The organism is Mycobacterium paraterrae, assembly GCF_022430545.2.
Taxonomy (GTDB): Bacteria; Actinomycetota; Actinomycetes; order Mycobacteriales; family Mycobacteriaceae; genus Mycobacterium; species Mycobacterium paraterrae.
In genome coordinates this window covers 4,842,945-4,867,981 of record NZ_CP092488.2, presented here as the reverse complement: position 1 = coordinate 4,867,981, position 25,037 = coordinate 4,842,945, and the positions used below count along the sequence as shown (strand labels likewise).

At 63.2% G+C, this 25,037-nt stretch carries 23 protein-coding genes and 1 pseudogene; 15 read left to right on the top strand and 9 right to left on the bottom strand.

Annotation, left to right across the window (positions count from 1 at the left end):
• The first annotated feature begins 57 nt into the window (after positions 1 to 57).
• Positions 58 to 2,397, top strand: a complete 2,340-nt coding sequence (locus MKK62_RS23390) for a putative bifunctional diguanylate cyclase/phosphodiesterase (RefSeq protein ID WP_260060450.1) — start codon at positions 58 to 60, stop codon at positions 2,395 to 2,397.
• Positions 2,398 to 2,412: 15 nt separating this feature from the next.
• Here MKK62_RS23390 and MKK62_RS23385 read toward each other — a convergent pair whose 3' ends face one another.
• Positions 2,413 to 2,871, bottom strand: a complete 459-nt coding sequence (locus tag MKK62_RS23385) for a peroxiredoxin (protein ID WP_240263477.1) — start codon at positions 2,869 to 2,871, stop codon at positions 2,413 to 2,415.
• Positions 2,872 to 2,929: 58 nt separating this feature from the next.
• On the opposite strand from MKK62_RS23385, the gene MKK62_RS23380 reads away from it, so the two are divergent.
• The 10 genes and pseudogenes from MKK62_RS23380 to MKK62_RS23335 all read left to right on the top strand — a co-directional run bounded on the left by MKK62_RS23380 (position 2,930) and on the right by MKK62_RS23335 (position 13,594).
• Positions 2,930 to 4,471 carry an anthranilate synthase component I gene (locus tag MKK62_RS23380; protein WP_240263972.1) on the top strand — a complete coding sequence of 514 codons (1,542 nt, stop codon included), beginning with the start codon at positions 2,930 to 2,932 and terminating at the stop codon, positions 4,469 to 4,471.
• Positions 4,464 to 5,093 (top strand): TIGR02234 family membrane protein, encoded by a 630-nt coding sequence (locus MKK62_RS23375; RefSeq protein ID WP_240263478.1) that lies wholly within the window; start codon positions 4,464 to 4,466, stop codon positions 5,091 to 5,093. The genes MKK62_RS23380 and MKK62_RS23375 overlap by 8 nt, the downstream gene beginning before the upstream one ends.
• A 95-nt stretch (positions 5,094 to 5,188) precedes the next feature.
• Complete coding sequence (gene trpC, locus MKK62_RS23370) at positions 5,189 to 6,007, top strand: indole-3-glycerol phosphate synthase TrpC (protein ID WP_240263479.1); 819 nt, start codon at positions 5,189 to 5,191, stop codon at positions 6,005 to 6,007.
• 51 nt (positions 6,008 to 6,058) lie between these two features.
• Positions 6,059 to 7,327, top strand: coding sequence for a tryptophan synthase subunit beta (gene trpB / locus MKK62_RS23365; protein WP_240263480.1), 1,269 nt, complete (start codon positions 6,059 to 6,061; stop codon positions 7,325 to 7,327).
• A complete protein-coding gene (trpA, locus tag MKK62_RS23360) occupies positions 7,324 to 8,136 on the top strand; it encodes a tryptophan synthase subunit alpha (protein WP_240263481.1) in 813 nt (270 codons plus the stop codon). The genes trpB and trpA overlap by 4 nt, the downstream gene beginning before the upstream one ends.
• Positions 8,133 to 9,323 (top strand): annotated as a pseudogene (locus tag MKK62_RS23355) (prolipoprotein diacylglyceryl transferase); the annotation flags it as partial. The gene trpA and the pseudogene MKK62_RS23355, both read left to right, overlap by 4 nt.
• Before the next feature lie 2 nt (positions 9,324 to 9,325).
• Positions 9,326 to 9,757 carry a DUF2752 domain-containing protein gene (locus MKK62_RS23350; RefSeq protein ID WP_240263482.1) on the top strand — a complete coding sequence of 144 codons (432 nt, stop codon included), beginning with the start codon at positions 9,326 to 9,328 and terminating at the stop codon, positions 9,755 to 9,757.
• Positions 9,758 to 9,816: 59 nt separating this feature from the next.
• Positions 9,817 to 11,235, top strand: a complete 1,419-nt coding sequence (gene pyk / locus MKK62_RS23345) for a pyruvate kinase (protein ID WP_240263483.1) — start codon at positions 9,817 to 9,819, stop codon at positions 11,233 to 11,235.
• Between the two features lie 25 nt (positions 11,236 to 11,260).
• Positions 11,261 to 12,121: an acyl-CoA thioesterase II gene (locus MKK62_RS23340; RefSeq protein WP_240263484.1), complete on the top strand. Its 861-nt coding sequence runs from the start codon at positions 11,261 to 11,263 to the stop codon at positions 12,119 to 12,121.
• Between the two features lie 78 nt (positions 12,122 to 12,199).
• A complete protein-coding gene (locus MKK62_RS23335; protein ID WP_240263485.1) occupies positions 12,200 to 13,594 on the top strand; it encodes a bifunctional lysylphosphatidylglycerol flippase/synthetase MprF in 1,395 nt (464 codons plus the stop codon).
• A gap of 4 nt (positions 13,595 to 13,598) precedes the next feature.
• Here the strand turns inward: MKK62_RS23335 and MKK62_RS23330 are convergent, their stop codons facing one another.
• The 4 genes from MKK62_RS23330 to MKK62_RS23315 all read right to left on the bottom strand — a co-directional run bounded on the left by MKK62_RS23330 (position 13,599) and on the right by MKK62_RS23315 (position 16,704).
• Positions 13,599 to 14,108: a DUF4190 domain-containing protein gene (locus tag MKK62_RS23330; protein WP_240263486.1), complete on the bottom strand. Its 510-nt coding sequence runs from the start codon at positions 14,106 to 14,108 to the stop codon at positions 13,599 to 13,601.
• A 118-nt stretch (positions 14,109 to 14,226) separates the two neighbouring features.
• Complete coding sequence (locus MKK62_RS23325) at positions 14,227 to 14,799, bottom strand: HdeD family acid-resistance protein (RefSeq protein WP_240263973.1); 573 nt, start codon at positions 14,797 to 14,799, stop codon at positions 14,227 to 14,229.
• Between the two features lie 73 nt (positions 14,800 to 14,872).
• On the bottom strand, positions 14,873 to 16,198 hold the full coding sequence (locus MKK62_RS23320) for an adenylate/guanylate cyclase domain-containing protein (RefSeq protein ID WP_240263487.1): 1,326 nt from the start codon (positions 16,196 to 16,198) through the stop codon (positions 14,873 to 14,875).
• A 77-nt stretch (positions 16,199 to 16,275) separates the two neighbouring features.
• The gene (locus MKK62_RS23315; protein ID WP_240263488.1) at positions 16,276 to 16,704 is read right to left on the bottom strand and encodes a DUF732 domain-containing protein; all 429 of its coding nucleotides are present in this window, start codon (positions 16,702 to 16,704) and stop codon (positions 16,276 to 16,278) included.
• A gap of 568 nt (positions 16,705 to 17,272) precedes the next feature.
• Between MKK62_RS23315 and MKK62_RS23310 the strand changes: the two genes are divergently transcribed.
• Positions 17,273 to 18,313 (top strand): hypothetical protein, encoded by a 1,041-nt coding sequence (locus MKK62_RS23310; RefSeq protein ID WP_240263489.1) that lies wholly within the window; start codon positions 17,273 to 17,275, stop codon positions 18,311 to 18,313.
• A gap of 129 nt (positions 18,314 to 18,442) precedes the next feature.
• Positions 18,443 to 19,258: a hypothetical protein gene (locus MKK62_RS23305; RefSeq protein ID WP_240263490.1), complete on the top strand. Its 816-nt coding sequence runs from the start codon at positions 18,443 to 18,445 to the stop codon at positions 19,256 to 19,258.
• Between the two features lie 637 nt (positions 19,259 to 19,895).
• Here MKK62_RS23305 and MKK62_RS23300 read toward each other — a convergent pair.
• Complete coding sequence (locus tag MKK62_RS23300) at positions 19,896 to 21,089, bottom strand: phage major capsid protein (RefSeq protein ID WP_240263491.1); 1,194 nt, start codon at positions 21,087 to 21,089, stop codon at positions 19,896 to 19,898.
• Between the two features lie 509 nt (positions 21,090 to 21,598).
• Between MKK62_RS23300 and MKK62_RS23295 the strand changes: the two genes are divergently transcribed.
• Positions 21,599 to 21,793: a hypothetical protein gene (locus MKK62_RS23295; RefSeq protein ID WP_240263492.1), complete on the top strand. Its 195-nt coding sequence runs from the start codon at positions 21,599 to 21,601 to the stop codon at positions 21,791 to 21,793.
• Positions 21,794 to 22,439: 646 nt separating this feature from the next.
• Positions 22,440 to 23,273, top strand: a complete 834-nt coding sequence (locus tag MKK62_RS23290; RefSeq protein ID WP_240263493.1) for an SUR7/PalI family protein — start codon at positions 22,440 to 22,442, stop codon at positions 23,271 to 23,273.
• A 237-nt stretch (positions 23,274 to 23,510) separates the two neighbouring features.
• On the opposite strand, the gene MKK62_RS23285 is transcribed toward MKK62_RS23290, so the two are convergent.
• The 3 genes from MKK62_RS23285 to MKK62_RS23275 form a co-directional block, all read right to left on the bottom strand.
• Entirely contained in the window at positions 23,511 to 23,723 is a 213-nt protein-coding gene (locus tag MKK62_RS23285; protein WP_240263494.1) for a hypothetical protein, read from the bottom strand.
• Between the two features lie 87 nt (positions 23,724 to 23,810).
• Positions 23,811 to 24,407 (bottom strand): hypothetical protein, encoded by a 597-nt coding sequence (locus MKK62_RS23280; protein WP_240263495.1) that lies wholly within the window; start codon positions 24,405 to 24,407, stop codon positions 23,811 to 23,813.
• Between the two features lie 146 nt (positions 24,408 to 24,553).
• On the bottom strand, positions 24,554 to 25,027 hold the full coding sequence (locus MKK62_RS23275) for a helix-turn-helix domain-containing protein (protein ID WP_240263496.1): 474 nt from the start codon (positions 25,025 to 25,027) through the stop codon (positions 24,554 to 24,556).
• Positions 25,028 to 25,037: the final 10 nt, after the last annotated feature.

Genomic DNA, 25,037 nt, shown 5'->3' with positions numbered 1-25,037 from the left:
TGCTAATTTTCGATCGCGGCGCCGGTGGCCGCGCGGACGAACGTCGGATAACAGACCATGGGTGCAGTGGTGGGAATCCCGAGCGCTAATCAGCGACTCCTGCGGATCGCGGCGGCGCCCATCGTCGTATTCCTGGTATTCGCCGTGTGGTTCCTGGCAGGCTGGGGTGGCGCGCCGGTGTCCAAGGCGATGCACGCGGCGGGCGGTCTGACGTTTCCCACCTTTGCCGGAATCAGCGCTGCTATTGCGGCGCGCCGGGGGCACGGCCGCCAGCGTCAAGCGTGGCTGGTGATGGCTCTCGGTCTTGCCGCGTTGGAATTCGGAGCGATAACGGTCCTGTGGCACCGATTTCTACGCGGCTCGGTGCTGCCGCTGTACCCGCCCGGTGCAATGATGGGATTCCTGCTTTTTCCGACGGTCGCCTGCATTGCATTGCTGTTGTTTCCATCGGGATACACCGGCGTCGCCCGTTTCCGAATGTTGCTCGACGGCGCCATCGTCGGTTCCTCGCTATTTGTCGTGGCGTGGGTGACGCTGCTGCGCAATGCCTACCCCGCACCGGGTGTGAGCCGCCTCGACGAATTCTTGTCGATTGCCTCGCCGATCGCTGGTGTGGTTACCGTTACGGTGGCAATTCTCGGATTGGCCCGCGCGAATGCGCACTACCGCCGGACCCTGACGGTCTTGACGATCGGCCTGACGCTGATCGCGGCCGCTGGCGGGGCCTACGTGTTTCTGCTCGCCCGCCACATCTACCTGTTTGACACCCCGCTCGGCTTGGCATGGCCGGCCGGGCTCGTCCTGATCGGCATCGCGGCGCTCGACTGCCCGGCTGAGGCGCCGGAACCCCGACCCCAATCGACGGCCAGCGGGGCATCATCGTTGTGGCTGCCTTACATTCCGCTGGCGATCGCCGGTGGACTCGAACTCACCGAATTCCGGGCCAGTTTCGAGTCGGACCCGGCGCTGGCGGCCGCGCCCTGGCTGGTTCTTGCGGTGTTGGCCCGGCAGTTCCTGGTGGTGGCCGAGAACCGCCGCTTGCTGCACAGCGCGTCCGACAGAGCGCTGCGTGACCCGCTGACCAACCTGGCCAACCGGGTGTTGTTCCACGACCGACTCGACCACGCCATCGCGCTGTATCACCGCGATCGCCGCTCGGTGGCGGTGCTGTCGATGGATCTCGACGACTTCAAACTGATCAACGACAACCTCGGTCACGCGGCTGGCGACGCGCTGCTGGTGCAGGCCGGCCAACGCCTGACGAACTGCGTGCGTTCCGGTGACACCGTCGCGCGACTCGGCGGGGACGAGTTCGCGGTCCTCATCGAGGATGCCGGGGAGAACGCGCATCTGATCGTCTACCAGATCATGGAGGCGTTCGAGCGCCCGTTCAGCACCGACGGCGAGGTCATTTTCATGCGGCCCAGCGCGGGCTTGGCTGTCGCCGGACTCGACGATCCGGATCTGCGCGCGGCGGGTCTGCTCAAACAGGCTGACATGGCGATGTATTCGGCCAAACGGCTCGGCGGCGGCCTGCAGACCTTCAGCCCAGACATGCACGTCGATGACGACGTCGCTGGATCGTTCTCCACCTTCGACAGCCAGTCTCCGCGGGGCGGGCTGGTCGAGGTGCGCTTACTCAGCGATCTGCGTCAAGCGATCAGTCACCGCGCGCTCACCGTGCTGTACCAGCCGAAGGTCGACCTGCTGACGACTCGCGTGGTCGGTGCCGAGGCGCTAGTCCGCTGGCCGCATCCGGTGTTCGGAATGGTGCAGCCGCATCAGTTCCTGCCGTTGGTGCGCCAGCACGGGCTGATGCGAAGCTTCACTGACTTGATCCTCGATCAGGCGCTGAGCGATGCCGCGCATTGGCGGCGTCGGGGCATCGCGTTGCCCGTTGCGGTCAACCTGTTCCCGCCGCTGGTCGGCGATGTCAATCTGCCGGCGCGGATATTCGAGGCTTTGACGCGATACGAGTTGCCTGGCGAGTCGCTGATCGTCGAGATCACCGAGGACCTGTTGCTGGACAACATCGAACGAACTCGGCACGTGCTAGAAGTGTTGCGCAACAACAACATTCACATCTCGCTCGACGATTTCGGCAGCGGCTATTCGGCGTTGACCTATCTCCGCAAGCTGCCGATCGACGAGGTCAAGGTCGACTACGACCTGATCAGTCACGTGCTGACGGACCCGCGCGCTGAAGCGATCGTCCGCGCAGTCATCGACTTGGCGCATGCACTCGAGGTGACGACCGTCGCCGAAGGAGTGGAGAACGCCGACATCGCGCAATGGCTTCGCGACCGGGGATGCGAGGTCGCGCAAGGCATGTTGTACAGCCCGCCGATCACCGGCGCCGAGATGATGGAGTTGCTGGTCTCGCCGGCTCCGCACTGACGGGCGTCAGGTCGGCTATCCGCGGGCGCGCAGTGTCTGTAATGCCTTGTCGGCGTGGGACTCCATGCTGAGCTCGCTGGAGATCACGTCGAGCACTGTGCGGTCGGTGTCGATGACAAACGTGGTGCGCTTGACCGGAAGCAGCTTGCCCAAAAGTCCCCGCTTGACCCCGAATTGGTTGGCGATCGCGCCGTCGGTGTCGGACAGCAGCGGGTAATCGAAACCCTGCGTGTCGGCGAACTTCGCTTGCTTGGCAACGGGATCGACGCTGATTCCGACTCGGTTCGCTCCGACGGCCGCGAATTCCTGAGCCAGGTCGCGGAAGTGGCAGGCCTCTTTCGTGCAACCGGGCGTCATGGCTGCCGGGTAGAAGAACAACACCACAGGCCCATCGGACAGCAAGGCGCTGAGCCGGCGCGGCGTGCCGGTCTGGTCGGGAAGTTCGAAGTCAGCCACGGTGTCACCGGTTTTCATGGGCGTCACGCTACGCCAGGCCAGCGACGCAACTTTGCCCATCTGGGAAGATGGGCCCGTGCACGCCAACCTCGCCGCCGCCACCACATCGCGGGAAGCCTTTCGCGCGCTGGCCGCCGAACACCGCGTGGTGCCCGTGACCCGCAAGGTGCTGGCGGACGCCGAGACTCCGCTGTCCGCGTACCGAAAGCTGGCCGACAACCGGCCCGGCACCTTCTTGCTGGAGTCGGCCGAGAACGGACGGTCGTGGTCGCGATGGTCGTTCATCGGCGCCGGTGCTCCCTCGGCGCTGACCGTTCGCGACGGCAACGCAGTGTGGCTGGGCGCGGTGCCACAGGACGCACCCACCGGCGGGGATCCATTGCAGGCACTGCACCAGACTCTGGAGCTGTTGGCCACGGCCGTGCTGCCGGGGCTGCCGCCGCTCTCGAGCGGCATGGTCGGCTTTTTCGCTTACGACCTGGTGCGACGTCTAGAACGGCTGCCGGAGCTGGCGGCCGACGATTTGAACCTGCCGGACATGTTGCTGCTGCTCGCCACTGACCTGGCCGCCGTCGACCACCACGAGGGCACGATCACGCTGATCGCCAACGCGGTGAACTGGAACGGCACCGACGAGCGCGTGGATGAGGCCTACGACGATGCCATCGCCCGGCTGGAGGTAATGACGACCGCGCTCGAGCAGCCGTTGCCGTCGACCGTGGCGACGTTCACCCGGCCCGAGCCGCAGCACCGCTCCCAGCGAACGGTGGAAGAGTACGGCGAAATCGTCGAGCGCCTGGTCGCAGAAATCGAGCGGGGCGAGGCGTTCCAGGTGGTTCCGTCGCAGCGTTTCGAAATGGACACTCACGTCGAGGCAATCGACGTGTACCGGATGCTTCGCGTCTCCAACCCCAGCCCGTACATGTATCTACTGCATGTGCCCAATGGCGAAGGCGGGACTGCCTTTTCGATTGCCGGGTCGAGTCCTGAGGCTTTGGTCACCGTGCAGGAAGGGTGGGCGACCACTCACCCGATCGCCGGGACCCGGTGGCGCGGTGAAACCGAGGACGAGGACCAGCTGCTCGAAAAGGAACTGTTGGCCGACGAGAAGGAACGCGCCGAGCACCTGATGTTGGTCGACCTCGGCCGCAACGATCTGGGCCGGGTGTGTGTGCCGGGAAGCGTCCGGGTCGAGGACTACAGCCACATCGAGCGCTACAGCCATGTGATGCACCTGGTCTCGACGGTGACGGGGCAGCTGGCCGAGGGCCGCAGCGCACTGGACGCCGTGACGGCCTGCTTTCCCGCGGGCACGTTGTCGGGGGCGCCGAAGGTCCGCGCGATGGAATTGATCGAAGAGGTGGAGAAAACCCGGCGCGGCCTCTACGGCGGTGTAGTCGGGTATCTCGATTTCGCCGGGAACGCCGACTTCGCGATCGCGATCCGGACCGCCCTGATGCGTGACGGCACCGCCTACGTGCAGGCCGGCGGCGGCGTGGTGGCCGACTCCAACGGGCCTTACGAGTACACCGAGGCGACCAATAAGGCGCGGGCGGTGCTCAGCGCGATCGCCGCTGCGGAAACCCTCAGCGGTCCCGACGTGAACCGCAATGGCTGATGCACAGCCCGCCGCCGGGCGCCGGGCCCTCCGGGCGGCGCAGGTGTTGCTGGTCGTCTGCGCCGCCGGGCTGTGGGCGGCTTCGCGGCTGACCTGGGTCGAGCTGAACACCTTCGACGGGCTGGGCCCACCGAAGGTCGTCACGCTGTCCGGGTCGGGGTGGTCGTCGGCGCTGCTGCCCCTGGCGCTGCTGCTGCTGGCCGCCGCGCTGGCCGCCCTTGCGGTGCGGGGGTGGGCGCTGCGGGCGCTTGCGGTGCTGGTGGCCGTCGCCAGCTTGGCGACGGGGTACCTGGCCATCAGCACCCTGGAAACGCCAGACATCGCTCTGCGGGGTGCCGACCTGGCGCGCGTGCCGCTAATCGAGTTGGTCGGCAGCAAGCGGCACTACCCGGGGCCGGTGACCACGCTGGTGGCGGCGGTGGGCATTGTGGTCGCCGCGGTGCTGCTGATGCGCACCGCGGCCTCCGCCGGGGGAACCGGCACGAAGTATCTGGCGCCCGCCGCCCGTCGCTCCGTGGCGCGACGAGGGGACGAGGCCCCGTCGGAACGAACGATGTGGGACGAGATCGACGAGGGCCGCGACCCGACCGACGCGCCGGATGATCCGCCGACGAGAACCTGACACCGAGGGTCGGTGATGAACGCCACCGTGGCGCTCGCTACCCTCGAAGCACGCCGTCAATACTCTGGCGGCGGCCGGGGAGAGGAACCGACAGCATGAGTTCGGCTAGCGTGCTCGACTCCATCATCGAAGGAGTCCGTGCCGACGTTGCCGCCCGTGAAGCGGTTCTGAGCATGCCGGAGATCAAGGCAGCCGCCGAAGCCGCCCCGCCACCTCGTGATGTGTTGGCGGCGCTGCGCGAACCCGGTATCGGTGTGATCGCCGAAGTGAAGCGGGCCAGCCCGTCGGCGGGGGAGCTCGCGTCGATCGCTGACCCGGCCGCGCTGGCGTGTGCCTACGAAGAGGGCGGCGCCCGGATTATCAGCGTGCTGACCGAAGAACGCCGCTTCCACGGCAGCCTCGCCGACCTCGACTCGGTGCGCGCCGCGGTGTCAATCCCGGTGCTGCGCAAAGACTTCGTGGTGGGCCCCTACCAAATTCACGAGGCCCGGGCGCATGGCGCCGACATGCTTCTGCTGATTGTCGCCGCGCTCGACCAGCCGGCGCTGGAGTCGATGCTGGAGCGCACCGAATCGCTGGGCATGACCGCACTCGTCGAGGTACACACCGAAGCCGAGGCGGACCGGGCCCTGAAGGCGGGGGCCCGCGTGATCGGCGTCAACGCCCGCGATCTGCGTACTCTGCGAGTCGATCGGGATTGCTTCGCGCGCATCGCCCCGGGGCTTCCCTCCGACGTCATCCGGATCGCCGAGTCCGGTGTGCGGGGCAGGGCCGATCTGCTGGCGTACGCCGGCGCAGGTGCCGACGCCGTGCTGGTGGGCGAAGGTCTGGTAACCAGCGGAGACCCCCGCGCTGCCTGCGCCGACCTGGTGACTGCCGGCAAGCACCCGTCGTGCCCCAAGCCGGCCCGCTAGCGCGGCGCGGTGGACGAACCCCATGCACCGCTGACCCGTTGAGTATTGGTAATGGCTGACATCTTGCGTCCCGAACTCCCGCGTTCTAGCGCGGCAATCGCCGAGCCCACCACCCACGATCCCGACGCTCGTGGCCATTTCGGTGTCTACGGTGGTCGTTTCGTTGCGGAAGCGCTGATGGCCGTCATCGAGGAAGTCACCGCGGCCTACGAGAAGGTGCGCACCGACCAGGCATACCTCGACGAACTGGACCGCTTGCAGACGCACTACACCGGCAGGCCGTCGCCGCTGTACGAGGCGACTCGACTCAGCGAGCATGCCGGTGGCGCCCACATCTTCCTCAAACGAGAAGACCTCAACCACACCGGTTCTCACAAAATCAACAACGTGCTCGGCCAGGCGTTGCTGGCCCGCCAGATGGGCAAGACCCGGGTGATCGCCGAGACCGGCGCCGGTCAGCACGGGGTGGCGACCGCGACGGCGTGCGCATTGCTCGGACTGGATTGCGTGATCTACATGGGTGCCGTCGACACCGCCCGGCAGGCGCTCAACGTGGCCCGGATGCGTCTGCTAGGCGCCCAGGTCGTGTCGGTCGAGTCGGGGTCGAAGACGCTCAAGGACGCCATCAACGAGGCGTTTCGCGACTGGGTCACCAACGCCGACAACACCTATTACTGCTTCGGTACTGCCGCTGGGCCGCATCCGTTTCCGACGATGGTCCGCGATTTTCAGCGGGTGATCGGCCTGGAGGCACGGGTCCAGATTCAGGATCAGGCCGGTCGCCTGCCAGACGCCGTCACCGCTTGCGTGGGCGGGGGATCGAACGCGATCGGCATCTTCCATGCCTTCCTCGACGATCCGGGTGTCCGTCTGGTCGGCTTCGAGGCCGCGGGCGACGGCGTCGAAACCGGCCGGCACGCCGCCACGTTCACCGGCGGGACGCCCGGCGCGTTCCAGGGTTCGTTTTCGTTCCTGTTGCAGGACGAGGACGGGCAGACGATCGAATCGCATTCGATCTCGGCCGGCCTGGATTATCCCGGCGTGGGCCCCGAACACGCATTCCTGAAAGACATTGGGCGAGCTGAATACCGCCCGATCACCGACAGCGAGGCAATGGATGCGTTCCGGCTGTTGTGTCGCACCGAGGGCATCATCCCGGCGATCGAGTCGGCCCACGCGGTTGCGGGCGCGCTCAAGCTCGGCGTCGAGTTGGGAACCGGCGCGATCATCGTCGTGAATCTGTCCGGCCGCGGTGACAAAGACGTCGAGACCGCAGCCAAGTGGTTTGGCTTGCTCGCGGACGGCGACGGGCAAGCATGACCGTCCAGCAAAGCGAAAAGAGCCGGCTCCGAGCGCTTTTCAACACCTGCCGGGATGAACACCGGGCGGCGCTGATCGGATACCTGCCGACCGGGTATCCGGACGTTGCCGGATCGATCGACGCGATGAAGGCGCTGACCGAATCCGGCTGCGACCTCATCGAAGTCGGTGTCCCGTATTCGGATCCCGGGATGGACGGCCCGGTGATTGCAAACGCCACGGAGGTGGCTCTGCAGGGCGGCGTGCGGGTGCGCGACACGCTGTCCGCCGTCGAGGCCATCAGCGCAGCGGGCGGTCGCGCTGTGGTGATGACGTACTGGAACCCGGTCCTGCGCTACGGAGTTGACGCTTTTGCTCGTGACCTGGCCGCGGCGGGCGGATATGGCCTTATCACGCCGGACCTCATCCCCGACGAGGCCGACGAGTGGCTCGCGGCCTCCGAGCAGCACCAGCTGGACCGCATCTTCCTGGTCGCACCGTCATCGACACCGCAGCGTTTGGCCGACACCGTCGAGGCGTCGCGCGGTTTCGTCTATGCCGCGTCGACAATGGGCGTGACCGGTGCCCGGGACGCGGTGTCGAACGCCGCGCCGGAATTGGTCGGCAGGGTCAAAGAGGTTTCCGACATCGCGGTCGGGGTCGGGCTGGGCGTCCGGTCGCGCGAACAGGCCGCCGAGATCGCCCGCTATGCCGACGGCGTCATCGTGGGCTCGGCGCTGGTCTCCGCGTTGTCCGATGGTCTGCCTACCATGCGTGCACTCAGCAAAGAACTCGCTGAAGGTGTCCGCCAGGGGATCTCGGCGCCGTGACGACAACCGTCATCGCGTATTTCCCCAGCCCTCCGCAGGGCGTGTGGCATCTGGGCCCCATTCCGATCCGGGCCTATGCGCTGTTCATCATCGCCGGGATCATCGCCGCACTGCTGATCGGCGACCGACGCTGGGAGGCCCGCGGCGGCGAACGTGGCGTGATCTACGACATCGCGTTGTGGGCCGTGCCCTTCGGTCTGGTCGGCGGTCGGTTGTATCACCTGGCGACCGACTGGCGAACATATTTCGGCGACGGTGGCGCCGGACCCGTTGCCGCGCTGCGTATCTGGGACGGCGGCCTGGGAATTTGGGGCGCGGTGGCGCTGGGCGGAGTGGGCGCGTGGATCGCCTGCCGGCGCCGGGGTATTCCGCTGCCGGCGTTCGGGGACGCGATCGCGCCCGGCATCGTCCTCGCGCAGGCGATCGGTCGCCTCGGCAACTACTTCAACCAAGAGCTCTACGGCCGCGAGACGGGCATGCCGTGGGGCCTGGAGATCTTCTATCGCCGCGACCCGGCCGGCTTTGTCGATGTGCACTCGCTGGACGGGGTTTCCACCGGGCAGCTCGCGATGGTCGTTCAGCCGACCTTCCTTTACGAATTGCTCTGGAATCTGCTGGTTTTCGTCGTTTTGCTGTATCTCGATCGCCGGTTCACCATCGGGCACGGCCGGCTGTTCGCGACCTATGTCGCGGGGTATTGCATCGGCCGGTTCTGGGTCGAGCTATTGCGCGACGACACGGCCACTCATATCGCGGGTATCCGAATCAACTCGTTCACGTCTACGTTCGTGCTCATCGGCGCCGTGGTGTATTTGGTGTTGGCCCCGAAGGGTCGCGAAGATCCGGCGACGCTGAGCGGCTCGGCCGCCGAGCTGCTGGAGCCGGACTCCGTGGACGACGCCGCGGCCGGCGAGACACCGGGCGAGGCGACCGCGACGGCCGGAGCTGCTGAGACACACGACGAGGCGACAACGACCGACCAACCGGACCCCGATGCTGCCGCCGTTGTCGCCGAGGCCGATGCCGCCGAGGTCGACCCGCCTGTCGTCGTTGTCGAGCCCACCGAGGACCGAGACGACAAGGCCGTGTCCGACGAGGCGGAGGACGCCGGCGACGCAACTGCCGCCGAAGCCTCCGAGGGCGACACCGAGGAGCGGCAGCCGGCCGACAAGAAATCGGCCGACGACTGATGTCCGGCCCAGCGGGGGGATTCGGCGCTGACCCGCCCGCTGCGCGCCGGCACCGCTACACCGTGCTTGGATCGGCTGCACTGCTGGCCGCCGCGCTCGGTTACATCGGACTGGCTGACCCGCACAAGCCGGGTTCTTTCCTGCCGGCCTGCCCGTTCCGGTTGCTCACCGGATGGAACTGCCCGGCGTGCGGTGGGCTACGGATGGTCCACGACGTGCTGCACGGGCATCTGGCCGCCGCGATCAACGACAACATTGTCCTGCTGATCGGCCTCCCGCTGCTGGGCGGTTGGGCCCTGTTGCGCCGGCGCCGCGAGCAGTGGCCGCTGACACTCCCGGCGGCCGCAACCGTCATCGTCACACTGGTGACGTGGACGGTGGTCCGCAACCTGCCCGGATTCCCGCTGGTTCCGACGTTGCTCACCCATTAGCTCGCTGCCCGAAGCGGAACTGACGCGAGATGGTCAGATCGCGCGGCTATGCTTTCGTCGTGGCAAGGCGCGGAAAGATCGTCTGTACGCTCGGTCCGGCCACCAGCTCCGACGAGTCGGTCCGGGCGCTGGTCGAAGCTGGGATGGACGTTGCCCGGCTCAACTTCAGCCACGGTGACTACAGCGACCACAAAACGTCCTACGACCGGGTGCGTGCAGCCTCCGATGCCACCGGCCGCGCGGTAGGCGTACTGGCCGATCTGCAGGGACCCAAGATCAGGCTCGGACGCTTCGCCGACGGCCCGACCTACTGGGCCAACGGCGAAACGGTGCGAATCACCGTCGCGGACTGCGAGGGCAACCACGACCGGATCTCGACGACGTACAAGCAGCTGGCGCAAGACGCCGTCCCCGGCGACCGGGTGCTGGTGGACGACGGCAACGTCGGATTGGTGGTCGACCACATCGACGGTGACGACGTGGTCTGCACGGTCACCGAGGGCGGGCCGGTCAGTAACAACAAGGGCATGTCACTGCCCGGCATGAGTGTCTCGGCGCCCGCACTGTCGGAGAAAGACGTCGACGACCTCGAGTTCGCCTTACATCTCGGTGTCGACATGGTCGCGCTGTCGTTCGTCCGCTCCCCGTCGGATGTCGAGCTCGTACACGAGGTGATGGACCGCGTCGGCCGGCGGGTGCCGGTGATCGCCAAGCTGGAGAAGCCGGAGGCGATCGACAACCTCGAGGCCGTTGTGCTGGCCTTCGACGCGGTGATGGTCGCGCGCGGCGACCTGGGCGTCGAGCTGCCGTTGGAAGAGGTGCCGCTCGTCCAGAAGCGGGCCATCCAAATGGCAAGGGAGAACGCCAAACCCGTGATCGTGGCGACTCAGATGCTGGAGTCGATGATCGAGCATTCGCGGCCGACTCGGGCCGAGGCGTCCGATGTCGCCAACGCCGTCCTCGACGGGGCCGACGCGGTGATGCTGTCCGGCGAGACGTCGGTCGGCAAGTATCCGTTGGCGGCGGTCCAGACCATGGCACGCATCATCTGCGCGGTGGAGGAGAACTCGACCGCCGCTCCACCGCTGACGCATGTGCCCCGGACCAAGCGCGGCGTGATCAGCTATGCCGCCCGCGACATCGGCGAGCGGCTGGACGCCAAGGCGCTGGTGGCCTTCACCCAGTCCGGTGACACCGTCCGGCGCCTTGCGCGACTGCACACGCCGCTGCCGCTGCTGGCCTTCACCCCGCTGCCGGAGGTGCGTAGCCAGCTGGCGATGACGTGGGGGACGGAGACTTTCATCGTGCCGATCATGCAGACCACCGACGGCATGATCCGCCAGGTGGACAAGTCGTTGCTGTCGCTGGGGCGCTACAAGCGCGGCGACCTGGTGGTGATCGTCGCAGGCGCTCCGCCGGGCACGGTGGGGTCGACCAACCTGATTCACGTGCACCGCATCGGCGAAGAGGACGTCTGATCTAGGCCACTAGGCTTACCTCTCGATGTCCGACTTCGACGAACTGATAGAGGTCCTCGACCTGCACCACGAGGGCGACGAGTTATTCGTCGGTACCCACCCCAGCAAGAACCCGCCGCGCACCTTCGGTGGACTGATGATGGCGCAGGCCTTCGTCGCCGCCAGTCGCACGCGCGCCCGCAACCTACCGCCCAACGCGCTGTCCGCCCACTTCATCAACGGCGGTGACACCAGCAAGGACATGCAGTTCCAGGTGGTCCGGCTGCGGGACGAACGCCGCTTCGCCAACCGTCGCGTCGACATCACCCAGGACGGAATCCTGTTGACCACGGTGATGATCTCCTACCTCGCCGGCGGCAGCGGTCTCGAGCACCATGTCGAACCGCCCGACGTCGCCGATCCCGAAGACGTCCCACCGCTGCGGGAGCGGTTGCGGGGCTATGAGGACCGGGTGCCCCTGTTCGTGAACGCGTTGCAGCCCATCGAGTGGCGATACACCAACGAGCCGTCGTGGGTGATGCGCGATCGAGGCCACCAGCTGGACTACAACCGGGTGTGGGTCAAGGCCGACGGGGAGTTGCCCAGCGACCCCGTATTGCACACCGCCGCACTGCTTTACAGCTCCGACACCACCGTCTTGGATTCGATCATCACAACGCACGGCCTGTCCTGGGGATACGATCGCATCTTCGCGGCGACGGTCAACCATTCGGTCTGGTTCCACCGCCAGGTGAACTTCAACGACTGGGTGTTGTATTCGACGTCCTCGCCCGTCGCGGCGGATTCGAGGGGCCTCGGTACCGGCTACTTCTTCGACCGTTCGCGGCGCCCGGTGGCCAGCGTGGTTCAAGAGGGCCTGGTCAAATATTTTCCCGACAAGAGCTGACGCGCCGGGCAACTATCGGCACACAGTTGAGGCGTACCGTCGAAATCGGGTTGGACAACCGAGCTCGCGGGGGTACGCGTGAAGGAGTCGTCACTCAAGCTCGTAAGCCGAGTCCGTTCGGATCAGCAAGTCAGCCACGTCGATTCGACGGCCGCGCGGTGGTCGGCCGTGGCTGCCTTGGTGCTCGCCGGCTGCTGGCCGATCGTGATCATCGTGCGCACCCATACATACACGGGGTCGCACGCGCCGGGCCGACTCGGGTGGTCGGTGGCGATACTGGCCGCGGTTGCGTTCATCGTCCGTGGACTCTTCCTGACGCGACCAGTCACCATGGGTCACGCTGCCCTGGCGGCCATCAGCCTCACAGCCGGCATTGCCGCCCACCTATTGGGTTTCAAGCTCCTCGGCGGCGTCCTGATCGCCGGTTCCGGCCTCGCGCTGATGTGGCCGATCACCGCGCGGGCACGGCCCGGGGACCTGGCGCGCATATGGAAACTGGTCGATGCCAGCAACCGCGACCCGTTGGCTCCGTTCACCATGCAGGCCGGTAAGTGCTACCTGTTCAGCCCCGACGGCGGGGCGGCCCTGGCATACCGGACTCGGCTCGGATACGCGGTCGTCAGCGGCGACCCCATCGGCGACGATGCGCAGTTTGCCCAACTGGTCGCCGATTTCGTCGCCCATTGCCGCCTGCATGGCTGGCGAATTGCGGTGCTCGCGTGCAGCGAGCGCCGGTTACCGCTCTGGCGTGACCCGCGCGTTGTCGGAAGAGCTTTGCGGCCGATACCGATCGGGCGTGATGTCGTGATCGACGTAGGGGATTTCACGATGGAAGGCCGCAGGTTCCGCAACCTACGCCAAGCCGTTCGCCGCACTCACAACTGCGGGATCACCACTGAGATCATCGCCGAACAAGACCTCGACGAGCGGCAGCTGGCCGAGCTGAGCGGAGTCCTGCGGGCATCGCCGAGCGGGGCGCGCTTCGACCGCGGATTCAGCATGGGCCTCGACGGCGTGCTCGAAGGCCGTTTCCCAGGACTGCAATTGGCCGTCGCGCGGGATGCATCAGGCCGCGCGCAAGGATTCCACCGATACGCGACCGCTGGTGGCGGCCGAGAGGTCAGCCTCGACGTGCCGTGGCGGCGCCGCGGTGCGCCGAACGGAATCGACGAGCGGCTCACTGTCGACATGATCAAGGCAGCCAAAGATGCTGGTGCTCAACGAGTGTCACTGTCCTTCGCAGCTTTCGCCGACCTATTCGAAGAGCGGCAACGGAATTTGGCGCATACCGTCTTCTACTGGCTGATCCATCGCCTGGACCCGTTGATCGCGCTTGAGTCGTTGTGTAAATACCTGCAAAAATTCCACGCCATGGGCGAACGTCGTTATGTGCTGGTGTCGCTCAGCCAGCTGGTGCCGTTGCTTTTCGTGATGATGTCGCTGGAATTCGTGCCGCGCCGGCGACGCCTGTAGCGGCTCACGGCGCCGACTTCGGCGTCAGGGTGACACTCAACCGGTCCTGCACACTGTGCCGGAACTGATCCGCGCAATGCTGTTCGGCGGCCTGGTTGTTGCCGGCCCTTTGGATACAGTCGATGAAGTCACCGCCCCGGACGTCTTTCCAAACCGTCGTCCAGATCGCAATGAACGCCAGACCGACGACGATCGCCAACGCGCCCAACACGATCCCGGCAATCGCGACACCACCATTGTTGGCTATGCCGCGGTTGGCCCGCCCGCGGCCGAGAACGCCGAGGATCACCGCCGCGGCGCCCAACGCAATGGGCGCGAACACCGTCGCCACGCTCAGCAGGCCGATGACGGCCAACACCAGCGCGGCCATACCGAAGCCGTTCTTGGGCGGCGCCGCGGGCGGGAAGGCATAGGAGGGCGGCGGGTAGCCGGGCGGATACGGATACAGCGGACCGGGATGCGGTGTTTCCGCGGGGTTCTCCCGTCCCACCGGCTGGTCCGACGTTCCGGTCATCGCACGCTCTCTGTCGACAAGGTTGGCCGTCAGCCAGGATACGCGCGGAGCTGGATACGCAACACGCAATTCCCGCTTGCGGCACAACCGAATTCGACGTCACCGAGCGCGCCGAACCTCAGGCCGCGGGTGTTGAACCGCCTGCCAGAGTCTTCTCCAGCCGCCTGGAGGCGTTTCGAATGCCGAACGACGAGACGATCTCGAAGACGCCGATCACGATCAGCCAGATCGCCACCACCAGCGTCAGGATCTCGATCGACTCCAAGGGGGATCCCAGCATCACGATGCCGGCCAGCAGGCTGACCAAGCCGAGAAATATCTGCCAGGCGCGACCGGGCAGGTGCGGATCACTGATTGCCGAGATCGATGTGGCGACGCCGCGGAAAATGAAGCCGACCCCGATCCAGATCGCCAGCAGCAAAATTGCGTAGCCCTGGCCGAAGTGCCGAAAACACAGCACGGCCAACACCAGTGAGGCGGCACCGCTGATGAATGACAGCACTCGGCCGCCGGCCGAGACGTGCAGCGCGAATGCGAAGAACACTTGCGCGGCACCGGTGACCAGCAGATAGATGCCGAAGAGCGCGGCCGCGAAGACAATCGAATGCCCGGGTAGAACGTAGACCAGGATGCCCAGGGCCAGCGAAAGGATCCCGGACAGCAGGGTCGACTTCCACAGATGCGGCAACAACTTTGGAGCAGCGGTGGTTTCCATGCCGAGGATTTTCCCACATCCGACCACCGAGGTGGAAGCTTTGCGGGCGTCAAACCCTCGCTGTTTGAGGTGCCTTCGTCAGAATGTCACCGGAGCCGGTGTCGGGCTTACGCCCGATCAGGTACCACGTGCGCATGCATCCCTTGCCCTTGATTTCGATGTCGCCGCGCTCCTGCAGGATGAACCCGTCCTTCAGCCGTTGATAAACGTCCTCTGGAACCTGGATTCGGCCGACCGAGTCGGTGGCTTCCATCCGCGATGCGACGTTGACCGCGTCACCCCAGACGTCGTAGAAGAATCTGCGCGAGCCCACGACGCCGGCGACGACGGGCCCGCACGCCAGCCCGATTCTCAAGGGTAGCGGGTTGCCGCGCGAATCCTTCAGCCCGCGTACGACTTCGGCCATGTCGAGCGCGAACACTGCCAGCGCCTCAACGTGATCGGCTCGGGGATTGGGCACCCCACTGACGACCATGTAGGAGTCGCCGCTGACTTTGATCTTCTCCAAACCGTGCTTGTCGACCAAGGCGTCGAAATCGCCATAAAGCTTGTCCAGGAACAGGATCAGCTGATCTGGGGGAATGTCACTGGCCCGCTCGGTGAAACCGGCGATGTCGGCGAACAGCACGGAGGCTTCGTCGTATTTGTCGGCAATGATGTTGTGCGCCGGGTCTTTCAGACGTTCGGCGACGGTGGCCGGCAAGATGTTGGCCAACAGTGCCTCGGAGCGTTCGTATTCCACTTCCATCGCCGCTTCGGCGCGAACGATCTCACGCACCGCGTACCAGACGGTCGTCACCACCATCACGCAGGCCGAGATCGTGGTGACCACGAAGCTCAGCGACAGCGCCCACACCGGTTGGGCTCCGGTGTCGCGCGGGACTAGGAACTGCAACGTGATCACCATGCCCGCGGCGATCGCGGCCAGAATCGCGGCAAGAAAAATGCGGTCGACGCCCAGTTGCAGCACCACCAGGCACGCCGCAACCAAAAAATAGAACTGCAACCCCGAGCCGGTGCCGACGAACCAGCAGATAGCGAAAATCGACAGGTAGGCGGTGCAGATGAAGGTCAACGGCGGGATGAGCTCGCCGAACCGATGCAGGAGCGGGACCGAGGCGTAGATCGCGGCACCGACGATGTTGATCACGCCCGTCCACCACAGCGTGGGGGCCGAGAAGACCTGTACGAAGCCGAAACCGGCGCTGATGAACACCGCCATGGCCGCGGTGAGGTTCAGAATGCGGCGACGACGCTCGATCCGCTCGGCATAGACCTGATTGCGGGCGCGCGGTAGTTCTCGCGCTGCTGCTACACAATCCGGTGTTCGCCGCGAACCTGCTGGTTGTTGGGCGGCGCACCGCTTAGCCACCACTGCAAAAGCGTAACCGCTGAGCGGAAGCCTGTGGGAATTCTGGCATCAAGTCACGGCCGCAGCGCAGGCCGGGGGACCTACGCGTACGGCGGAAGCTCGGCTCGATGGCTCGGGCAGTAGATGTTCACCGATGCGGTGATGAATCTAATCGCGGTTCGGGTGACGCGATCGGCGTAAAGGTGCAGGGCTGGATTGTCCGCGTACGCACGGTCCGTCTCGGCGGTGACCAATGTGTCCATCGGACTGCCGCTATTGAGTGCGGCGCAGATTTGATGAGCTCGGGCAACGACGCCCGGCACCTCGCCGGCACCAGTGGGCGGAATCTGTTCTTGTTCGAGTAACGCCAAGAACTGGTCCTGCTGGCTTGGGTCCGCGCATGCGGTGCCCGGGCACCACATTGCCGCACTCAGCATCAGTGCGGTGCTGGTGAGAAGGTTTGCGAGGCTCTTACCACCCAAGCGCACGTCAGCGTGGTAGCCCCGGGTCCAAATTGCCAGCAGAGACACGATCGGAATGCTAGCGGGCGGCCCCGAAAACCGCGCGAGTGCTGCTACAGCGGTGGTGCCCTCGGTGAGATTCGAACTCACACTGGACGGGTTTTGAAATAGCCCTTCGACGGCAGAAACAGCCTCTGGACTGCGCATACGGCACTTTTAGCCGTTGTTGGATAAGTGTTTGCTGTAGCTGGTCATTGCCGTGAAAAATGAGCTGATCAAGAGCAGGATTCAGTACTTGTCACTGTTGGTAGCTATTAGCCAGATGTGGGTGCGGTCTGGTGAGCTGCGGACTGGCTGCGGACTGGAGCGGTCCGGCGTGCTGTGCGCGGCTGGCTTGCGGAGTAGCGTCGGAACGGACCCCAACCCAACTACGACAGCCCCCGGTTCACGCCGGAAAGCTTTCGTATGCGGCTACCCGATCACCGCGCTGAGGGTGCTCCCGGCCTAGTTTTCGCTGCTTCAGCATCGAAAACATGCTGCTCCGAGGTTAACACCGGCTAAGGCACGTGATTTACAAACCGCAGGCGCTGTGTGAGTCGCAGAATCGCGCACGGCCCCGCGTATAGCGTGTGTGGACATGCGGGAATTGATCGCAACAGGTTCGCCAGGAGTCACCCAGAGTTCGGGCGCAACGATTCCGCAGTGGTTGGTAGACCTTGGTCCGCTGGGGCTAAGTGCCGTCGTCGGCGGTGTTGTGGTCGCGGCCCTCAACCATTTCCTCACAAGTCGCCGGGAGCACCGTAAGTGGATGCGTGAGCTACAAGCCGATACAAACCAAAAGTTCTACGAAGCGATAAGCACGGTCACTGATCTAGTCGGACACGACGTATCGAAAGCAATACACTTCGGCAAAGATGAAATTTTACAAGATTGCTCAGAATTGATGGCCGATCATCTCGTTAAGTTGGGCAATGCTTTCGCCGCGCTGATGGTTGTCGCAGAAGCGAACATCAAGACGTGCGCGGAAACAATTATGGAAACCTTACCGGATTTGGCATTATTGGCGATACCTCGGCCGGCGCACGTTAACGAGGCCTCGAAAAATCAACTCGCGGCAATGCTCGACGCAAGGACAGGACTTGCCGCGCATATATTACTGGTCATGCGGCGCGAGGCTGGTCTGGTCGGTTGGGCGCAGTGGCGACTACGCATGGAGCTGCGAACAGGCAAGGCGCTCCGGCTCGCAAAGATCCGGACAAAGCTGGCATTGGATCTTACAGAAGAAGACGAGCCGGGCGGACCTCCTACACCTTTCGGACTTCTCGAATGGTGGAAGGTGCGGGCGCTCGCGAGTTCGGAATTACCTTCCTCCGTGCAAGATTATAGATCAACTAATAACCCATACCGTGTCGATATAAAAGGAATAGCGCCCTTACCTTTGCCGCAAAGTCAAGCCGTGCTTATCAAAACGGTCGATTCGCCGTGGAGATTCGGGTTGGCGGATGGCCTTAGTGCGATTCTCGAAGATCGGTTAATGGCTGACGCGTGCCGCATAGTGACGGGTCACGGAGTCGTATTTCCACCCAAGCTGCGGCCGCAGCACGAACCCTTGGTCTCTGGACTCGATGTTTGGGTCTGGGCCGGGGTGGAAGATGGTACGTCTGAAAGGCTGAAATGACGGCAGATCGGCTTGTCTGCTGGCTGACCTATCATTAAGAGCGTCTCCAGGCCGAGATGCTGCATCTTCTGCGGTCGCGCCAAAGGCGATCTTGCAGATCCCGGAGACGCATCGTCGTACAAAGTTGACATGACAAAAGAGCACGTTTTTCGCCAGTCGTGGCGAGGCAGTACCGTTGATATCAGCTTTGTTCCGCGCGATCATCCACTGTACGAACGTAACTTCACTCGGTACAACATCGACGGATCGATTAGGTCGGCGCATCCTGATCCGGTGTTTGAACTAACAGTTAAGGGAGTTTGTAGCTACTGCAACAATGGTTGGATGAATCGCCTGGACTCCGTGGTGGAACCATGGGTTTTTGATCCATATGCTGAGGAATCGCAGTGTGACCCTGTGCAATTCCGCCGATGGGCAATAAAAATCGCGCTTCTTAGATCGCACCGCGAGCACCGCCTAGTCCCGCAGCCAGGCGACTTGAGGAAGCTCTACGACGGCGACGACATAGCTGACTGGCGAATATTTGTTGGCCGCATGGCACTACCTACCCACTCTCATATTTTCGTCGGCTTCGGACCGACGGACAATGTCCAGGGCGGTCGATTGTTTGGCATCACCCAGGTATCGTGGTCGCTCGGCCATACGATAGTTATTGCCCTGCGGCTGGCGGAAAAGGACCTAGCGCCGACGTGGTTCAAGATGTTCAAGCGGGCGAACCTCGAACACGGAATTTTGGTAGCCGAAGTGCTACCGACTGCCAAGCGACTTCCTAGTCTGGAGACGCTCCCCGAACTCCTGCTTAACCAAGTGGAATCGTTGACATGGTTCTACAGCACCAATCCGGCATCTCCGATACATGAGTGGGTCCGGCGGGTTGAGAGTGGTTTTCGTCAGGCGGCCGAGGATGCAGGCGTTCCGGTTCGTGAGCACTACGGTGAAGCTTGAGCGAGGCCGGACCAGGAGCAATCGCAACTTCTGACCCGGCCTCCGGGCACGGGGACAGGAGAAGAACCCGTGCAATGCCCGCGCTGCAACCTCAGTAGTGCGCTAGCGGGCAAAGTTGGTACTCCAGGAGCGGGCTATGCCAACCTCGGCACGGGGTTTAGGAAAACCCGCCCCCGGAGTTTTGTCTGGCGAATGACTGCGAGTAACACCCGATTCGCCGTCTACCCCGCCCTCTGAAAGGCACACCCGATAAATGTTGGCGGGGGAAGTTTGGTGACCGACGCCCAGGTCCCAGCTAGAGTCCGGGCGTCGGCCTGTCGCAACCAATTGCTGCGACTCGCGTCCGCGGCAACCCGAGTCAAAGGTCCCCGACGCGGTTCCCTGTCCCCGAGGGCACGGAGATGAGGGGAAACCTATTCAGCTTCAGTGACCCATTGGTTGACTAGCCATTCTTGAGCTAGTGCTTCGGGTACTTCGGCGATTTGATCTGGGAAATATCTCGCGCCCTCATGGCAGACGAGAAACGGCTTTAACACCTTCACCCGTTTGGGTTTGTCGGATACGGTGGCCGGCTCGGGCTGCTCATTGATTTCGAGGTCTTCGAGGTAGGCCAGATCAGGACGTGGTTTACGAGGTGTCATGGCGCGGTGGGCAGGTTGGAAATAGCCAGCACTGCGCTTGGACGTTCGACGGCCAGGACAAGGCGCTCCTCCATGACAATACGGGCGATGTTTCGGGTGAAATCATCGTTCGTCTGTCCGGCGTGGGTGGTGATGCCTTCTCTCAGGAGGACTCGTCCGAACTTGGTCGTGTCGAGGATCAGCCCGGTGCCTGCGGCAATGCTGGTGGTGACCAACACTCTGACGCCGAACAGTTCCCGAGCGCCCTGGTCGGTGGGGTCACCGATCAAGAAGTTGCCCAGGGTGTTCTTAAGCCGCCGCAGGGCCGAGAACGAATTCGGATGCAGCACAATGAGATTCGCCTCGGCGAACGCTGAACCAGTGCGAAGCTGGGTGATCGCCATCTCGATGGAGTCCAGGGCCGTGACGTTGGTTCCGGTGTCCGCGGAGGCATCGTGAGTCAAGATGCCCGAGGTCGAGAGAAACCCGGTCATGTGCCCGCCGGTTCCCGATCCGGTCAAGAGTTCGGAATTCTCGACATCCCCGATTTGACGGATAACTTCCTGCTGGGCGTAGCCGTAGAACGTGGGGTAGTCGGCAATCGACTCGTACGAGATACCGACGTGTGCAGCCAGCTTGATGGCCGTCAACGTCTGCTCCGTGGTGTTCAAAACCACCTCGGGCTTCAAGGCACCTTCAGCAACCGGGGCCGGAGCGCCGGTAGTCGAGTTGTGAACGATGATTTCGTAACTCGGAGCAGTGATGCTCTGGACGGGAAGGTAATCCAGCAAACGGTTTTCGTGCAGCTTCTCCAGGATGCCGGGCGCAAGCTGCGGAGGGATCAGACTCTCAACGGTCGAGAATGCCTTGACGCTCACACTCTGACGCTTTTGCAGCGCGTCATAAATGCTCTTGACCGAATTCTCGGAGAATCGCAGAGGGTTAGCCTCCGCGCCGAGAACGATTTCAGCCGGTGCATGTCCGTTGGTGCTGGAACGGTCCGCGCCGAAAGCCTTCAGCTTGGCATTCTTACCGGTCAGGTCGGAACGCGACTTCTCCCAATCGAGATGGTCGCATTCGTCAAGCCACTTCTGCATTTCTGCTTCGAGGGTTTTAATCTCGGCTTGAGAGGTGGCATTATTGAGGCGAAGATCAAGCGACTTGCCTCGGGCCTTTAATTCGGCCTCTTTTCGTTCTAAAACATTATTCACTTGTTAGTTAGTTTCTTATTCAGAGGGATGTTGAATCTCTGAACGGGACCGTTTGGTGCGGTTCAGTTCGGCATCGGTTCGCCGGGCGCGGGGCACATCGGCGGGGCCGAATTACCCCAGCTGGGGTAATTTCAGCGCGGCGTCAGTGAGCGGCGAGCGGGTGAACGTTCAGCCGGTGAATGTCTCCAATTGGAGACATTCGAAGTCTTTGGGAAATGCCCGTATTGGCGCCCAGCGTCCACGCTGAGCGATTTTTAGGCTTGTCTACGGTTTGGGTACCGGGGCGGCGCGGTAAGTTGTCAGGATGCAAAGCCCTTGGACGCGACTGCTACTGGCCGTTGTGGTGGGGCTGATGGTCAGCGGGCACGGACACAGAACGATGCATGTCGCCCTGGTCGTGCTAGCCGGTTTTGCCATCGTGATAGCTCTGGTCGGGGTCGGCCTACATCTCCTTGGCCGGGACTAGCGTCACTAACAGGTAATCGGTTGCGCGGCGGTAGGTTGCAGACATGGCGGATCGACTGTTCGGCAACGTCGAGAGTGTGTTGGCGCGGTGGATCATGTCGTTGCTGGTCCTGTGCATGGCAGTCGTCAGCGCCTTCGCGTGGATGCGTTGGGGCGACGGGGTTTTCGTCATCGGAACCTTGTTTATGGGATTCCTCGGCCTCGCGGGAGTGGTGCGACTGGTCAGGCAGCGTAACTAGCGTTTCGTCGTACCGGTGTAGCTGTCGTGACACGGTTTGCAAAGCCCGCGGCCGTGCTCGGGGTCGTTGGGGTCCAGGTGGGCGGCGACCAATTCTCGCCGGGACATCGGGAAGTGATCGGCCACGGTGGCCGGCGCATCCTCGCATACCACACACCATGGGTCGCGCTCCAAAACGGCTGCCCTAAAACGCTTTCGGTGTTCGCGGTCGTAGCCGCGCTGGGTTGCCGAAGGGCGGCGTTGGCGGTCATACTGGCGGAGATGGTCTGCACATAGGCCCCCGCGTTTCACGGGCCTTCCGCACCGCGAACACGGACGGGGAGGTTTCTGCATATGTCCTTCCAAAAGTTTGCTTTGCTGCCCTAGGCACATGTTTCAATAACGTGCTTCAACGGCTAAAGCGCCCAATGGTGGGTAGGGATGGCATCCCGGTGGAGAATCGGATGCACCCCCGCCACCCGTTTGACCAGCGGTCATGCCGTATCTAAGAGACGACCGGGGTCGGGCGCTAGTAGCTCGGCGGTAGATGTGAGGGCAACGAATTGGCCCCGTGCTGTACGTGCGGTCCTCTACGATCCGCCATATCGCATCGAGAGTTGTCGGCCAGCTCACCAGGGGTGCGCAATGATCGGTCGGAAGGAACGACGTTGAATCCGCAATACGGCAATTACGGTGGTCCGCCGATGCCACAACCTCCCGCGCCTCAGCGGCCAACCGAAGGTGAGAACACGGTAGGAATTATTGCTCTTGCCGTTAGCATTCTTGGTTTAGTCTTTGCTTGCGTCAAGGGCGTGCTAATTGTCGGATGGATTTTGCTTCCGGTCGCATTCATTCTCGGCATTGTGGCGCTATTTAAGTCTGGAAGAGCCAGATGGACTGGCATTGTTGCAATAATCGTGTCAGTGGTCGGAGCGATAGTCGGTGCGATTGTTTTCGCCACGGCTGTCACTGATTCGATTCATTCTGCGTTCGGTGGATCGAGTTTGTCGGCATCCCAACCCTTACCATCGTCTCCGACTGATGCTTCGTCGCCGACAACCAGCGTTGTTGCTGGCGCGGACAGTCCAAAGGGCAGCAGGGAAAACCCGTTCAAAATCGGGGAAACCGTCTCGAATCACGATTGGAAGATACGGCTGGGGGTACCGCACGAAGCCTGGTCCGAAATCTCGGCCACAAACGAGTTCAACGATCCGCCAAAAGCGGGCATGGAATTTTGGATGGTTCCGGTCACCGCTGAGTACACGGGCAATGCGACCGGAAATGTTCAATTCGGCGTGACAGTCAAGTTTGTAGGTTCGGACAATCGGACTTATGGAGACAGCTGTGGAGTCATTCCCAACCCGCTAAGTGATGTCGGCGATCTGTACAAAGACGGTGTTGCTAATGGGAATACCTGCGTGGCTGTTCCTGCTGGCGCAGATGGACTTTGGACGGTATCAACCGGGTTCATCGGCACGCCCGCCTTTTTCACGGCGAGGTGAGACGCTCGCTCTAGCGCGAGGAGGCGTCTGCACGATTTTCATCATGGAACGTCGCAGCTACAAGCTGTGGATAACGCTGAATGTGGGGCCTATCGCTGGCGAAGTCAGCCAGCCGGTCAATCTCGTTGGGAGACAGGATCATCAGCGAACGCGGGCCGCGGACGCAAACCGTCCCATCGGCACGTCGGTGTGCGGTGATTGGCGTGCGGAGCTTTTCACTGATCGTGGCGGTGTCGGTCACTTGAGTTCAGAGACCGCGATCAGCGTCCGCATCAGCGTGACGCATAGTTCGCGGGCGGTCTCGACGGCCATCGGAATGATGACGCTCTCGCCGCGGTGGGGATCGACTTTGAATGCTATGGCCTGACCGTATTGGGTGCTGGGGTCAACGAGCACGTCGATGAATTCGGGGAAGATTTGTCTGTGGTCCTCGGACTTAATGATGTTCAATTGTTAGGCTTTCGTTTGTAGGTATTCAGGAAATCCTTTTCCTATCTATCGGGGGATGTTGGTAAATTAATCTACCTGCGGAAATGGTTACGGCGAATGGGAAATTGTATAGCCGTGGTCGCCCCAATCGAGTTCGGCGAGTAGGAAACGGTTACCGCCGCGCAACCGCGGGCCGTCGTTTAACATCGTTGATCGCAGGGGGCGGCGCGGATAGTCGGGCATCCCGACGCCGTGGTGTAGCGAGTATGTGTTGTCGGTGGGGTAGGTCGTCGGGGCGTCGGTGCAACGTAGACAGATGCGGTTACCGGTCCCCCACACGCTCACAGATGGCTCGCCTAGCCGCCGTGCCACTAGCAGCGCGCAGTCGGGATCAACGTAGTGAAGTGGATGGCCGTGGCGGCAGATCACTTGTGGGCGTAGGCGTTCGGGGAATACGGCGGGGAATAGCTCGTCCGCAACGTGGTAGCGGCGCACGCTCCCGTCGCACGACAGCGACACCCGCCCGCGATCGGGCTTGAGGTGCTTTGCGCTAAGCCAGCGCGTCGTGCCGCCCTTGCAGGGTACCTCGCGGGGAAGGCTCCACACATCGAGTTCGATGCCGAGGATGTAGGTCGGCCAGCCGGGGATAGGCCGGTAGCCCGCGCTCTGCCACGCCTGGTTATTAGTTGAGGTCTGGAGGTTCACTGTGAGAATTCATTCCATCTGGGAAGCAAACAGTCGAGTAATCGAGAACGTGATGTTCATGCATCAATGAGCTTTTCCTAATCCGTGCGACGACGTTTCTTGAGTCGTCCGATAGAGGAGAATCAGCACGGAAGGGGAGAAACTTTTCAACCGTGCGCGCTGCACACATGATCTGGTAAATGATCTGATAGTTGATCTGGTGAGTAATGATCTGGTGGGGGGTTACCGGCTGGCTGTTGAGAGCGCCATTTCTGACTGTTGACACGCCTTGAATTCACCGGTTGACATGGCGTGAATTCACCTGTTGAGGACTCGAATTCACCCGATGACATCTCCCACGGTGTCGTCAAGGCGTACTCGGCTGCCCAGTGCGCGCCGCTGCCGCTGCGCCCGCCGCGGCACTCCCGGCGCAGCCATCCCTCAGCCACAAGGTCTTTCAACGCGTCCTTGACTGTGGACAGCGATAGGCAGGTGTCAGCCGCCAGGCGGTCGTTGCCGGGGTACGCGCCCTGCCCGTTCTCGTCGGTGTAGTCGAACACGGTCATCAGCACGCGGTAGGCGCTGGGCTTCATGTCGCAGCCGCGAAGTTCCTTGTGCCAGAGCAACTTGCTGAATGTCATTGCACTTCAT

Excerpts from the sequence above, each read along its gene's own strand:
- trpC (WP_240263479.1), top strand. The coding sequence starts at position 5,189 with ATGAGTTCGGCTAGCGTGCTCGACTCCATCATCGAAGGAGTCCGTGCC.
- trpB (WP_240263480.1), top strand. The coding sequence starts at position 6,059 with ATGGCTGACATCTTGCGTCCCGAACTCCCGCGTTCTAGCGCGGCAATC.
- MKK62_RS23295 (WP_240263492.1), top strand. The coding sequence starts at position 21,599 with ATGGCGGATCGACTGTTCGGCAACGTCGAGAGTGTGTTGGCGCGGTGG.
- MKK62_RS23305 (WP_240263490.1), top strand. The coding sequence starts at position 18,443 with ATGACAAAAGAGCACGTTTTTCGCCAGTCGTGGCGAGGCAGTACCGTT.
- MKK62_RS23310 (WP_240263489.1), top strand. The coding sequence starts at position 17,273 with ATGCGGGAATTGATCGCAACAGGTTCGCCAGGAGTCACCCAGAGTTCG.
- MKK62_RS23275 (WP_240263496.1), bottom strand. The coding sequence starts at position 25,027 with ATGACATTCAGCAAGTTGCTCTGGCACAAGGAACTTCGCGGCTGCGAC.
- MKK62_RS23330 (WP_240263486.1), bottom strand. The coding sequence starts at position 14,108 with ATGACCGGAACGTCGGACCAGCCGGTGGGACGGGAGAACCCCGCGGAA.
- MKK62_RS23350 (WP_240263482.1), top strand. The coding sequence starts at position 9,326 with ATGTCCGGCCCAGCGGGGGGATTCGGCGCTGACCCGCCCGCTGCGCGC.
- MKK62_RS23385 (WP_240263477.1), bottom strand. The coding sequence starts at position 2,871 with ATGAAAACCGGTGACACCGTGGCTGACTTCGAACTTCCCGACCAGACC.
- MKK62_RS23390 (WP_260060450.1), top strand. The coding sequence starts at position 58 with ATGGGTGCAGTGGTGGGAATCCCGAGCGCTAATCAGCGACTCCTGCGG.
- MKK62_RS23375 (WP_240263478.1), top strand. The coding sequence starts at position 4,464 with ATGGCTGATGCACAGCCCGCCGCCGGGCGCCGGGCCCTCCGGGCGGCG.
- trpA (WP_240263481.1), top strand. The coding sequence starts at position 7,324 with ATGACCGTCCAGCAAAGCGAAAAGAGCCGGCTCCGAGCGCTTTTCAAC.
- MKK62_RS23340 (WP_240263484.1), top strand. The coding sequence starts at position 11,261 with ATGTCCGACTTCGACGAACTGATAGAGGTCCTCGACCTGCACCACGAG.